Here is a 12,683-nt window from a genome sequence, read left to right on the forward strand (position 1 = left end):
TGGCGGCCGGGTTCGGGCTGCCCGAGGCGGCGCTCGCGTCTCCCTGGGCGGCGGAGCGCGCGCTGGAGGCTGCGCTGGTGGCGCCGCTGCGGCGCGAGGCGCGCCAGCGGCCCCTGTCGATCGCGGTGCCGCTGCGGCACCTGCTGGAGCGCCGGGCGGAGGTGGCCCGGGTGGCGGTGCTCCTCCGCGGCGCGGCGGTCGGCATCGCGGGCGACGAGCTCCTCGACCTGGTGGAGGCGTGACGTGGCGGCGGCGGCGGGCGAGCGCGCGGGGGTGGCGGCGGGCACGGCCGGCGCGCTGCGGCTCGCGGTGGCGGTGCGGCCGGCGGACGCGCTGGGCTTCCGCCTGGCGGGCGCGCCGGTCGAGGCGGTGGGGCCGGGCGAGGAGGCCGCCGCGTTCCGGCGCCTGCTCGGGGACGCGGAGGTCGGCGTGCTGGCCGTGGAGGAGGAGCTGCTGCGCGCGGTCCCGGAGCGCCTGCTGGCCCGCGTGCGCGAGCGCGGCCTGCCGGTGGTGCTGCCGTTCGCGCTGCCGCGGCGCCTGGGCGAGGAGGGCAGGGGGCGCGCCTACGTGGCCGCGCTCATCCGCCGGGCGGTGGGCTACGGCGTGAAGCTGGGCAGCGCGGGCGGGGGAGGGGCGCCATGAGCGGGACGCTGGTGCGGATGGCGGGGCCGACGGTGGTGGCGGAGGGGCTCTCCGGCGCCGGCCTGAACGAGGTGGTGCGCGTCGGCGAGGAGCGCCTGCTCGGCGAGATCATCCGGATCGAGGGCGACCGCGCCACCATCCAGGTCTACGAGGAGACCGCCGGGCTCGCGCTGGGCGAGCCGGTGGAGGCCTCCGGCGAGCCGCTCGCGGTGGAGCTCGGGCCGGGGCTGCTCGGCTCGGTGTTCGACGGCGTGCAGCGGCCGCTCGCCGAGCTGGCCGCGCGCGAGGGCGACTTCCTGGGCCGCGGCGCCTCGCTGCCGGCGCTCGACCGCACCCGCGCCTGGGAGTTCGAGCCCGCCGTCGCGCCCGGCGACCGCGTCGAGGCCGGCGTGCGCCTCGGCGTGGCCCGCGCCGCGGGCGCCCCCGACCATCCGGTGGTGGTCCCGCCCGGCGTGGCCGGGCGCGTCGCGGAGGTCCGCGCCGGAGCGCGGCGGGTGGAGGAGCCGGCGGTGCTGCTGGAGGGGGGCGCGCCGCTCGCGCTGCTGGAGCGCTGGCCGGTGCGCCGCCCGCGCCCGGCGCGCCGCCGCCTGCCGCCGGACGTGCCCTTCCTCACCGGCCAGCGGGTGCTGGACTGCTTCTTCCCGGTCTCGGCCGGCGGGACCGCGGTGGTGCCGGGCGGCTTCGGCACCGGCAAGACGGTGCTGGAGCAGAGCCTGGCGAAGTGGGCGGCGGCCGACGTGGTCGTCTACGTGGGCTGCGGCGAGCGCGGCAACGAGATGTCCGAGGTGCTGGACGAGTTCCCGCGCCTCGAGGACCCGCGCACCGGCGGGCCGCTGCTCGCGCGCACCGTGATGATCGTGAACACCTCGAACATGCCGGTGGCCGCGCGCGAGGCGTCCATCTACACCGGCTGCGCCATCGCCGAGTACTTCCGCGACATGGGCCGCTCGGTGGCGCTCATGATCGACTCCACGTCGCGGTGGGCCGAGGCGCTGCGCGAGATCTCGGCGCGCCTGGAGGAGATGCCCGGCGAGGAGGGTTACCCGACCTACCTCGCCTCGCGGCTGGCGCGCTTCTACGAGCGCGCGGGCCGGGTGGAGACGCTGGGCGGGGCCGAGGGCGCGGTGACCATGGTGGGCGCGGTGTCGCCGCCCGGCGGCGACCTCTCGGAGCCGGTCACGCAGTGCTCGCTCCGTGCCACCGGCGCGCTCTGGGCGCTCTCGGCCGACCTGGCGCACCGGCGCCACTACCCGGCGGTGGACTGGAGCGTCTCCTTCACGCTGGAGGGCGATCGGCTCGCGGGCTGGTTCGAGCGCGAGGCGGGGGACGGGTTCGGCGCGCTGCGCGACGAGGCGCGCAAGCTGCTGCAGCGCGAGCGCGAGCTGGCCGAGGTGGCCGAGCTGGTGGGGACCGAGTCGCTGCAGGACGCCGAGCGGCTGGTGCTGGAGTCGGCGCGGCTGCTGCGCGAGGGCTTCCTGCGCCAGAGCGCGCTCGACCCGGCCGACGCGACCTGCCCGCCCGCCAAGGCGTTCGAGATGCTGCGGCTGTTCCTGGAGTGGCACCGGCGCGCCGGCGCCGCGGTCGGCGCGGGCGTGCCGCTCCGGTCGATCCTCGACACCGGCCTGGGCGCGCGCCTGCTCCGGCTGGCGCAGCTCCCGGCGGCCGAGGTGCCGGGGGCCGCCGCCGCGCTGCGCGCGGACCTCTCGGAGGCGCTGGCGCGCCTGGAGGCGGAGTGATCATGGACCTCGTCACCCGCCGCATCCGCGGGGCGCTCGGCATCGCCGGCCCGCTGCTGTTCCTGGAGGGCGTGCCGCGCGCGCGCCTGGGCGAGGTGGTGCGCATCCGGGACGAGCCGGAGGCCAACGGGCGCGCCGCCGAGGAGCGGAGCGGGCAGGTCATCGCGCTGTCGCGCGACCGCATCGCGGTGCAGGTGCTGGAGGAGACGCGCGGCCTCGCCCCGGCGCGCGCCGAGGTCACGCTCACCGGCCAGGTGGCGCGCCTGGGCGTCTCGCGCGGCATGCTGGGCCGGGTGCTGGACGGACTCGGCCGCCCCGCCGACGGGCTGCCGCCGCCGGTGCCGGAGGCGCGCCCGGCCATCCACGGCGCCGCGCTCAACGTCACGCGGCGCGAGAAGCCGTCGGACTTCATCGAGACCGGCGTCTCCGCCATCGACGGGATGAACACGCTGGTCCGCGGCCAGAAGCTGCCGGTGTTCTCCTGCGCCGGCCTGCCGGCCTCGCGCCTCGCCGCGCAGATCGTGTGCCAGGCGCGCGTGCGCGGGGGCGAGCCGTTCGCGGTGGTGTTCGCGGCCATGGGGTCGCCGTTCCGCGAGTACCACGCGTTCCTGGAGGCGTTCCGCGCCGCGGGCGTGCTGGACCGGACGGTGGTGTTCCTGAACCGGGCCGAGGACCCGCCCATCGAGCGGCTCATGACGCCGCGGTGCGCGCTCACCTGCGCCGAGCACCTCGCGTTCGCGCACGGGCTGCACGTGCTGGTCGTGCTCACCGACGTGACCAGCTACTGCGAGGCGCTGCGCGAGGTGGCGCTGGCGCGCGAGGAGGTCCCGGGACGGCGCGGCTACCCCGGCTACATGTACACCGACCTCGCCACCATCTTCGAGCGCGCCGGGCGCGTGCGCGGGCGGCCGGGCTCGCTCACGCAGCTCCCGGTGCTCACCATGCCGGACGACGACCTCACCCACCCCATCCCCGACCTGACCGGCTACATCACCGAGGGGCAGATCGTCCTCTCGCGCGACCTCGACCGCCGCGGCGTGTACCCGCCCATCGACGTGCTGCCCTCGCTGTCGCGGCTCATGGGGCTGGGCGCGGGGCCGGGCAAGACCCGGGACGACCACCGCCCGGTGGCGGACCAGCTCTACGCGTTCTACGCGCGCGGCCGCGACGTGCGGCGCATGGCGGCGATCGTGGGCGCGGCCAACCTGGGCGAGGAGGAGAAGCGGCTGCTCGCGTTCGCGGACGCGTTCGAGGACGACCTGGTCGGCCAGGGCGGCACCTTCCGGACCATCGAGGACACGCTCGAGGCCGGCTGGCGGCTGCTGTCCGGCTTCCCGCCCGCGGCGCTGACCCGCATCCCGGAGCGGCTGCTGCGCGCCCGCCCGGCCCAGCCCGCGGCCGCGGCGCCGTCCGGCGGAGCCATCGCATGAGCCGCGCCGCCACCACGCGCATGGGGCTGCTCGAGGTCCGCGCCCGCCGCGCGGTGGCCGGCAAGGGGGCGCGGCTGCTGCGCGCCAAGCGCGAGGTGCTGGCGAGCGAGCTCTGGAAGCTGGTGCACGACGTGCTGGAGGGGCGCGCCCGCCTCGACGAGGCGCTGCGCCGCGCGGTGAAGGCGCTCGAGCTGGCGAAGGCGCTGGAGGGGGAGGAGCGGCTCGCGTCGCTGGCGCTCCCGGCGGCCCGCGCCGTCCCGCTCGCCGTGACCGTGCGGCGCGTGTGGGGCGTGCCGACGCCGTCGGTGGCGGCGCCGCCGCTGGTGCGCGCGGCCGATCAGCGCGGCAGCTCGCCGGTGAGCTGGGGGCCGTCGGGCGCGGCCGCGGCCCGTCACCACGAGGAGTCGCTGGAGGTGCTGCTCACCATCGCCTCCAAGGAGCTGCACCTCGCCCGGCTCGGCGAGGAGATCCAGGAGACCTCGCGGCGCATCAACGCGCTGGAGCAGCTCGTGCTGCCCGCGCTCCGGGCCGAGGCCTCGCGCATCGCCGCGGCGCTGGACGAGCGCGACCGCGAGGACGCGGTGCGCCTGCGACGCTTCCGCGCCCGCCACCCGCGGCCCGCCTGATCACCCGGCTCAGCTCGGCCGGCGCCACAGCGGCAGCAGCTCGGGCGGGAGCAGGCGCCCGACCTCCTCCGCCTGCTCCTCCGGGAGCTGCGCGCGCAGCGCGGCGAAGACCGCGCGGGCGGCCGCCTCGGCGCCGCCCGGCGACGGCCCCAGGTCCTCGGCGACGTGCGCCTCGAACGCCTCCGCGGTCCACGGCTCGCGCGGCCGCGCCGGGGCCGCGCCGCGGTGGCGCTCGCACAGCGAGAGCTTGCCGCGGAACGGCTCGGGCAGGACCTCGCGGAGCGGGGCGAAGTCCGAGGACCGGGTCCGGTCGGCGAGCGCGCAGGCGACCGCCTCGACGGCGCGCGCCGCCTCGGCGCGGCGGGGCAGGCCCTCCCGGGCGAGCGCCTCGACGAGCGCCCGGAAGTCTGCGTCGATGAGCGGATCCGCGAGCCTCGCCATGCCGGAAACGTTCGTCACCGGGCGCGAGGGCGTCACCCCGGCCTCCCCGGCGCGGGGCCGCCATATTGCCGGGTGGCGAGGGGCGATGCGGCTCGGAACCGGGAGGACGGGGCGGGAGCGCCCGCGCGGCGCGCCGGGGCTGGCGTCCCGCGTGCGGGCCTCCGTCTGGCCGGCGGCGCTGGCGGTGGGGGTGGTGTCGGTGCTCGGGGTGGCCGCGCTCGGGGTGCGCACGCAGCGCATGGCCAGCGAGGCGTGGGATCGCCTGCTCGACGAGAACGTCGCCGCGCTGGTGGACGCGGAGCGGCTCGCCACCGCCAGCGAGCTGGGCCTGCGGCTGGCGCGCGACGCCGCGACGGACGGCGAGCCTGCGACCATCCGCGCGCTGGGCCGCAACCAGGCCGAGATCGCCGACCTGCTGGGGCGCGCGGCGGCGCGCGCGCGCAGCCCCGAGGAGCGGGACCGCGTGGCGGCGCTCGCCGAGGACCACGCGCTCCTGTGGCGGCTGGGCGAGCGGGCGGCCGCGGAGCGCCTGGGCGGGCAGCCGGCGGCGCTGGTGGCGAGGAGGCTCCAGGCCTCCGCGGGCCCGGTGCGGCGCCGGATCGACGAGGGCGTGTCCGCGCTGGTGCGCGCCCACGAGCAGGACCTCGCGCGCGCGCGCCAGGCGGTGGCGGCGGGCGAGCGCCGCGGGCTGCTGGCGCTGGCCGGCGCCGCGGCGGTGGCGGTGGCGCTCGCGGTGCTCCTCGGCGTGTGGCTGCGCCGCAGCCTCGGCGCGCTCCGGCGCAGCGAGGCCCGGTTCCGCGCCACCTTCGAGCACGCGGGCGTGGGCATGGCGCACGTGTCGCCGGACGGCCACTGGCTGCGGCTCAACCGGCGGTACCGCGAGCTGCTGGGCTGCGAGCGCGAGGACCTGCGCGCCGCCACGGTGCTGGACCTGACCCACCCCGACGACCGCGCCGCCGAGGCGCAGCGCAGCGCGCGCCTGCTGGCGGGCGAGATCGACGGCTACGCCGCGGAGGAGCGCCTGCTCCGGCGCGACGGCGGGACGCAGTGGGTGAACGTGACCTGCGCGGTCGTGCGCGACGGCGCCGGGCGCGCGCGCTACCTGGTGCGGTCGGCGGAGGACGTGTCGGCGCGCCGGCGGGTGGAGGAGGAGCTCCGGGGCGCCGTGCGCGCCCGGGACGAGTTCCTCCAGGTGGCCTCGCACGAGCTGCGGACCCCGCTCGCCACGCTGCGCCTCCAGGTCGAGTCGCTCCGGGCGGCGCTCGCGCGGGGCCGGGCCGAGCCGGCCCGCGCGGTGGCCCGGGCCGACGCGGCGCTGCGGCAGACGGCGCGCCTCGACGCGTTGCTGGACGCGCTCATCGAGGTCTCGCGGTCGCGGCGTGGCGCGGTGGCCCTGCAGCGCGAGCGGCTCGACCTCGCCGAGGTGGCGCGGCGCGCGCTGCGCCGGAGCCTCGACCCGGCGTCGCACCACGGCATCGAGCTGCACCTGCGCAGCCGGAGCGTGCCCGCCTGGGCGGACCGGGCGCGGCTGGAGCAGGCGCTCGGGCACCTGCTCTCGAACGCGCTCCGCCACGGCGCGGGGCGGCCGGTGGAGATCCGCGTCGAGGCGGAGGGGGCGCTCGGCCGGATCGTCGTGGTGGACCACGGGGCCGGCGTGGATCCGGCCGACGCCGAGCGGATCTTCGGCCGCTTCGAGCGGGCCACCTCGTGGCGCCACCACGGCGGCCTGGGGCTGGGGTTGTTCCTGGCCCGGCGCATCGCCGAGGCGCACGGGGGCACGGTGCGCCTCGAGCGGGCGGACGGGGACGGGACCGCGTTCGTGCTGGAGGTGCCGCGGGAGCTGTCGCGGGAGGACCTCGCCGACCGCGGCGCGGGCGAGCCGTCCGGCGGGGACCAGCCGGGCCAGGCGCACTGACCCGCGGACCGCGCCGCCCTCACCAGGGGATGAGGCGCCCGTCGCGGAAGAACCCGCCGCTCGGGCCGTCGTCGGGCAGCGTGGCCAGCCAGACGATCCCCTCGGCGCCGCGCTCCACCGAGCGCGGGGCCTCCTCGCCGCCCATGCGCGTCCGGACCCAGCCCGGGCACGCCGCGTTCACCTTCACCGTCGGTCCGGCCACGCCGGAGAGCTTGAGCGTGAGCGCGTCGAGCGCCGCCTTGGAGATGCAGTACGGCGCCGGTCCCTCGAGCCCCTCGCCGAACGAGCCGGAGCCGGAGGAGACGTTCACCACGCGGCCCCACCCGGCGCGCTGCATGGCCGGCACGAGCGCGCGGCAGAGCCGGAGCGGGCCGAACAGGTGGACCTCCATCGCCTCGCGGAAGGCCTCCTCCGGTGCGCTCAGCACGCCGCCCTGCGGGTAGACGCCGGCGTTGTTCACGAGCACGTCCACGTGCACGCCGTCGGCGGCGAGCTGCGCCACGGCGGCGTCCACCGAGCCGGGACGGGAGAGATCGAGCGCGAGGGCGCGGGCCGCGTGCCCTCGCGCGGCGAGCGCGGCGGCGGCCTGGGCCCCGGCGGCGGCGTCGCGCGCCCCCAGGAGCACCGCCATCCCGCGCGCGGCCAGCGCCTCGGCCACCGCCAGCCCGATCCCGCGGTTCGCGCCGGTGACGAGCGCGGTTCGCCGGGGCGGGCGATCGGATCCGGTCATGCCGAGGGCATGCGCCGGATCCGGCCCCGAGTAAAGCCCCCGGGCGCGGCCCCGCGCGCGCCCGCGCAGCGGGGCTCGGCCCGGAGGGATCGGCTCAATTCGGCGCGGTGATGGTCTGCGTCGTCGCGTACGCGCCGCAGGTCGTGGTGATGGTGGCCGTGAACTGCGCGCTCGCGCCGGGCGCCAGCTCCACGGTGGCCGGCGAGACCGACACGCCGAGGATCCGGTCGTTCACCGTGACCGCCGCCACCGCGCTCGCGGTCCCGCTGGCCTGGCTCGTGGCGACCACGTGATAGGTGCCCGCCGCGTCCGGCGCGGTGTACACGCCGCCGGAGGTGATCGACCCGCCGGCCGCGCCTTCCTGGACGGACCAGGTCACCGCGCCGTTGGCCGCGCCGGTGACGGTGGCCGTGAAGGTGAGCGTCCGGCACGCGTCCACCGCACCGCTCGCGGGCGAGACGGTCACCGCGACCGGCGCCGGCGGCGTCGGCGCGCTCACGGTGATCGCCGCCTCGGCGGTGGCGGCCGGATCCGCGACGCTCGCCGCCACCACGTGGCAGGTGGCGGCCGCGCCGGGGGCGGTGTAGACGCCGCCGGCGCTGACCGTGCCGCAGCCCGACGCCTCGCGCACGGTCCAGGTGACGCTCGGGTCGGTGGCGTTGCTGACCGTGGCGGTGAACGCGACCGTGCCGCCCGCGGCGACGGTGGTCGAGGCCGGGGAGACGCTCACCGAGATCGGCGCCGGCGTCGGGGTGACGACGACCTTGGACCGGCCCTTCGCGAGCCCGTTGCCCTTGCTCGTGGCGCTGACGGTGTACGTGCCCGCGGCGAGCGGCGCGACGTAGCTGCCGGTCTGGCTGATGGTGCCGGCGTCGGCCTCCCAGGTGACGCTCGTGTCGGCGGTGCCGGTCACGACGGTGGAGAAGTCCACGGTCCCGCCGGGCGCGACCTGGATCTCCTTCGGGCGGACCTCGACCGTCACCGTCTGCCCGGCGGGGGGAAGCGGGCCCTGCGTGGAGGGGGAGCCTCCGCCTCCGCATCCGGCCACGGCGGCCAGGAGGGCAGAGGCGAGGAGCAGGCGGGTGATCGGCATCTCGCTTTCCTTGCGGGCTGGGGAGCGGCGGGACGCTCGGTAACCCTGAGCGCGTCCCGCAGTCCGGTGTCGTTGAGTCGTGGGGCAAATTCCCACGACGCGCCGGGTCAGGAAAACCCGCCAAAGCAGCGGCGCCGCCGTGGGCGCAAGGCGCACATCTCCTTGCACCTCCTAAGGATTCTGTTTCCACGCTGGGGCCGCTCCGACCCCTCCATCGAGCCAGGTCAAAGCGCCGGGGCGGTGCGGCGATCGCTCAGGAAAGGTGAGCGGATGTGCGTCGAGGGTATCCTTCGGGGCGACGCGACCATCGCGGAGGGGACCGCCGCATGCGCATCCACCGGCTCGAGCGAAGCCAGGAGCTCCAGCGGCCGCTGGACGAGGTGTTCGCGTTCTACGCCGACGCCGCCAACCTCGAGGCGATCACGCCGCCGTTCCTCCGCTTCCGCGTCCTCACACCGGCGCCCATCGCGATGCGGCCGGGCGCGCGCATCGACTACGCGCTCTCGCTGTTCGGGATCCCGATGCGCTGGCGCACGCGCATCGCGGTGTGGGAACCCGGCGTCCGCTTCGTGGACGAGCAGGAGCGGGGGCCGTACGCGCTGTGGCGGCACACCCACGCGTTCGAGGCGCGCGGCGACGCGACGGTGGTCCGGGACCTGGTCGAGTACGCGCTGCCGCTCGGCCCGCTCGGCACGCTGGCGCACGTCCTGTTCGTGCGGCGGGCGCTGCGGGCGATCTTCGACCACCGCCGCGAGGCCACCCGGCGGCTGGTGGAGGGAGCGGCGCGCTGAGGATCCGGGCCGGTCGTACGGGCCGCGCCGCCCGCGATCCGCGCTCCCGGAACCGCGGGCGGTTCCCACCGACTCCCGGGGGATGGATCGCGGCGGAACCGGAGCATACAGTCGCACCCCCATGAGGGACTTCCGGCGTGACGGCGGGGTGTACGCGTTCTTCTTCGTGTCCGGGGCGGCGGGCCTGGTCTACCAGGTGGCCTGGTCGCGCCTGCTGAACGAGATCTTCGGCGTCACGGCGCACGCGGTGACCGCGGTGCTGGCCACGTTCCTCGGCGGCCTGGCGCTCGGGAGCTGGCTGCTCGGGCGCGCGGCGGACCGCTGCCGCGACCCGCTGCGCCTCTACGCGCTCCTCGAGCTCGGCGTGGCGGCCACCGCGCTCGCGGGCACCGCGGCGGTGCGGGCGCTCGACCCGGTCCACCTGTGGGCGGCCTCGCGGCTCGCGCCCGACTCCCTCGCGCTGCTGCTGGTGCGCGCCGGGCTCGCGGCGGTGGTGGTGCTCCCGCCCACCGTCCTCATGGGCGGCACGCTCCCGGCGATCACGCGGGCCCTGGTCCGCCGCATCGGCCACCTCGGCCGCGAGCTGAGCTTCGTGTACGCGCTCAACACCGCGGGCGCGGTGGCGGGGAGCGTCGCGGCGGGCTTCGCGCTCCTCCGCGCGCTGGGGGTGCACGGGACGCTCTGGACCGCGGCCGCGGCCAACGTGGCGGTGGGGCTCGGGGCGCTCGCGTTCTCGCGGGCGCGCGGCGCGCCGGAGGCGTCGCCGCCGGCGCCCGAGGCGCGCGCGCCCGCGCCCGCGACGGCGGCGGGCGCCGAGGCCGGGGCCCGCTGGATCCTCGCCGTCATGGCGCTCTCCGGCGTCTCGTCGCTGGCGCTGGAGGTGATCTGGACCCGCATGCTGGTGCTGGTCGTCGGCACCTCGACCTACGCGTTCGTCACCATGCTCACCGCCTTCCTGGTGGGCATCGCGCTGGGGAGCTTCGTGGCGCGCGCGTTCGTGGATCGGGTGCGCAGCCCGCGCCGGGCGTTCGGCTGGGTCCAGGCCGGCATCGCCGCCTCGACGCTCGCGACCCTGCCGCTCATGGGCGCGCTGATGGGCGACGCGCAGCGGTGGATCGACGGCCTGGAGCTGCGGTGGGAGGCGCTGCTCGCCGGGCGCTTCGCGCTCAGCTTCCTCGTGATGATCGTCCCGACCACGCTCATCGGGATGACGTTCCCGCTCGCGGCGCGGATCTGGGCCCGGACGCTCGACACGCTGGGCGGGCGCCTCGGGCAGCTCTACGGCGCGAACACGCTCGGGAACATCGCGGGCGCGGTGCTGGGCGGCTTCGTGGTGCTCCCGGCCGTGGGGATGCAGCGCGGGGTCGCGCTCATGGCGGTGCTGAACCTCGTCGGCGCCGCCTGGGCGCTCCTCCCCGCGCGCGAGGACCACCGCCGGCCGGCGGTCCTGCTCCGCGCCGCGCCGGTCTCCGCCGGCCTGTGGGCGTGCGCGCTGCTGGTCGCGCTCTGGCGTCCCGCGCCGTTCGGCTCCACGGAGGAGGGCCCGGACGACCCGGTGCTGTTCTACCGCGAGGGCCTGGTCTCGACGGTCAAGGTGATCCAGCGCGCCGACGACGGGCGGCAGCGGGTGATGCTGGTGGACGGGGTCCGGATCGGCCAGAGCAGCGAGGGCGTGGACCGCAAGCAGCAGGTGCTGGCGCACTTCCCGATCCTGCTGCGCGACCGGCCGCCGGCCCGCGTGCTGACCATCGGGCTCGGCACCGGCATCCTGGCCGGCGAGGTGGCGCGCCACCCGGGGGTCGAGCGGGTGGACGTCGTCGAGCTGTCACCCTCCGTGATCGAGGGCGCGCGCCTCTTCGACCGCTTCAACGGCGCGGTGCTGGACGATCCCCGGGTGCGGGTGGTGAACGACGACGGCGTGGCCTTCCTGCGCCGGAGCGCCGAGCGGTACGACGCGATCATCTCCGACGGCAAGTCGCGGTCCGGGCACGCGGGCAACGCGCAGTTTTACTCGCAGGACTACTACCGGCTCGCGCGCGCCCGCCTCGCCCCCGGCGGCGTGATGATGCAGTGGGTCCCGCTGGACGTGCCCGCGGCGGACCTCCGCACCATCCTGCGCACGTTCGAGGGCGCGTTCCCGGAGACCTACGTGTGGATCGCCCAGTCGTCCTGCTTCCTGGTCGGCCTCGACCGTCCGCTGGCGCTGGACCTCGCGAAGGTCCAGCGGGTGCTCGACGCGCCGGAGAGCGAAGACCTGCGCCGGCACGGCTGGCGGACGGCGGCCGAGGTCGTGGCGCTGCTCGCGGCCGACCGCGAGACGCTGGCGCCGTGGCTGGCGCTGGAGGACGCGGTCAACACCATGGAGCGCCCGGTCCTGGAGTTCTACGCGCCCGCCGAGCTCGCCGTGCCGCCCGGCGTGCGCGCCGCCGAGAACCTCGCGACGCTGGGCACCCTGAGCCGCGGGATCCCGCCCACGGCGCGGGTCACCGGCGCCGACCCGGCGGCGCTGGCGGACGGCGCCCGGGCCGAGCGGCTCCTGGTCCGGGGGAATCGGCGCGCTCGCCCGCGGGGACGCGGCGGGCGTCGCCGGGCTCGAGGCCGCCGCGCAGGCGGCGCCCGAGGATGGCGTGATCCGCCAGGCCGTGGCGGAGGCGCTGGTCCAGCTGGGCGTGGACGCCGACGGTGCACGCGACGTCGTCCGCGCCGAGGGCCTGTACCGCGCCGCCATCGCCGCGTGGCCGCGCTTCGCGATCGCCTGGGTGAACCTCGGTCGCGCGCTGGCGCTCGAGGGCCGCATCCCCGAGGCGCTGGCGGCGGAGCGCCGGGCGCTCGAGCTGAACCCGGAGTCGGGCAGCGCGCACCGGTGGGTCGCCGAGCTGCTCCTGGGCGTGGGCCGCCCGGGCGAGGCCATCGAGCACGCGCGGGAGGCCGTGCGGCTCGCCCCCGGCGCCGCCCGGCTCCGCGCCGGGCTCGGGACCTCGCTCGCCATGGTGGGCCGCTTCGACGAGGGGCTGCGCGAGCTGCGCGAGGCGGTCCGGCTCGATCCGCGCGCGCCCGAGCCGCTGGGCCGCGCCGCGCTGCTGCTCGCGACGCGCCCCGGCGCCACCGGCGCCGACGCCGAGGAGGCGGTGCGGCTCGCGACGCGGGCGCGCTCGCTCACCGACGGCCGGGACCCCGCCGCGCTCGAGACGCTCGCGGCCGCGTACGCCGCCGCGGGCCGGTTCGGCGACGCCGTGGCGGAGCAGGGCAGGGCGGTGGAGCTGCTCGAGCGCGCGGGCG

10 protein-coding genes and 2 pseudogenes are annotated in these 12,683 nt (G+C 77.7%); 9 read left to right on the top strand and 3 right to left on the bottom strand.

The features are described 5' to 3' along the window. The 5 genes and pseudogenes from PSR1_RS16395 to PSR1_RS16415 all read left to right on the top strand — a co-directional run. Positions 1-242 (top strand): annotated as a pseudogene (locus tag PSR1_RS16395) (ATPase); the annotation flags it as partial. Position 243: 1 nt separating this feature from the next. Continuing rightward, complete coding sequence (locus PSR1_RS16400; RefSeq protein WP_059438545.1) at positions 244-642, top strand: V-type ATP synthase subunit F; 399 nt, start codon at positions 244-246, stop codon at positions 640-642. After that, positions 639-2,378 (top strand): V-type ATP synthase subunit A, encoded by a 1,740-nt coding sequence (locus tag PSR1_RS16405; RefSeq protein ID WP_059438546.1) that lies wholly within the window; start codon positions 639-641, stop codon positions 2,376-2,378. Before PSR1_RS16400 ends, PSR1_RS16405 begins: the two co-directional genes overlap by 4 nt. Before the next feature lie 2 nt (positions 2,379-2,380). Then, on the top strand, positions 2,381-3,808 hold the full coding sequence (locus PSR1_RS16410; RefSeq protein WP_059438547.1) for a V-type ATP synthase subunit B: 1,428 nt from the start codon (positions 2,381-2,383) through the stop codon (positions 3,806-3,808). Beyond that, positions 3,805-4,434 carry a V-type ATP synthase subunit D gene (locus PSR1_RS16415; RefSeq protein WP_059438548.1) on the top strand — a complete coding sequence of 210 codons (630 nt, stop codon included), beginning with the start codon at positions 3,805-3,807 and terminating at the stop codon, positions 4,432-4,434. The genes PSR1_RS16410 and PSR1_RS16415 overlap by 4 nt, the downstream gene beginning before the upstream one ends. Positions 4,435-4,443: 9 nt before the next feature. On the opposite strand, the gene PSR1_RS16420 is transcribed toward PSR1_RS16415, so the two are convergent. Then, positions 4,444-4,875 (bottom strand): DUF2267 domain-containing protein, encoded by a 432-nt coding sequence (locus PSR1_RS16420; protein ID WP_059438549.1) that lies wholly within the window; start codon positions 4,873-4,875, stop codon positions 4,444-4,446. Between the two features lie 151 nt (positions 4,876-5,026). Between PSR1_RS16420 and PSR1_RS16425 the strand changes: the two genes are divergently transcribed. Beyond that, complete coding sequence (locus PSR1_RS16425) at positions 5,027-6,790, top strand: HAMP domain-containing sensor histidine kinase (RefSeq protein ID WP_237758059.1); 1,764 nt, start codon at positions 5,027-5,029, stop codon at positions 6,788-6,790. 19 nt (positions 6,791-6,809) lie between these two features. Here the strand turns inward: PSR1_RS16425 and PSR1_RS16430 are convergent, their stop codons facing one another. Together PSR1_RS16430 and PSR1_RS16435 are read right to left on the bottom strand one after the other, a co-directional pair. Next, positions 6,810-7,520, bottom strand: coding sequence for an SDR family NAD(P)-dependent oxidoreductase (locus PSR1_RS16430; protein ID WP_059438550.1), 711 nt, complete (start codon positions 7,518-7,520; stop codon positions 6,810-6,812). A gap of 94 nt (positions 7,521-7,614) precedes the next feature. Then, positions 7,615-8,613, bottom strand: a complete 999-nt coding sequence (locus PSR1_RS16435) for a hypothetical protein (protein WP_059438551.1) — start codon at positions 8,611-8,613, stop codon at positions 7,615-7,617. 326 nt (positions 8,614-8,939) lie between these two features. Here PSR1_RS16435 and PSR1_RS16440 point away from each other — a divergent pair, with 326 nt between their 5' ends. From PSR1_RS16440 to PSR1_RS24615, 3 genes and pseudogenes are all read left to right on the top strand, one after another. Further along, positions 8,940-9,404: an SRPBCC family protein gene (locus PSR1_RS16440; RefSeq protein ID WP_059438552.1), complete on the top strand. Its 465-nt coding sequence runs from the start codon at positions 8,940-8,942 to the stop codon at positions 9,402-9,404. Positions 9,405-9,525: 121 nt separating this feature from the next. Beyond that, positions 9,526-11,511, top strand: a pseudogene (locus tag PSR1_RS24610) (fused MFS/spermidine synthase); the annotation flags it as partial. Positions 11,512-12,073: 562 nt separating this feature from the next. Further along, a partial coding sequence (locus PSR1_RS24615; RefSeq protein ID WP_237758061.1) for a tetratricopeptide repeat protein occupies positions 12,074-12,683 on the top strand: 610 nt, incomplete at its 3' end.

This window comes from Anaeromyxobacter sp. PSR-1, assembly GCF_000964525.1.
Lineage (GTDB): Bacteria > Myxococcota > Myxococcia > Myxococcales > Anaeromyxobacteraceae > Anaeromyxobacter.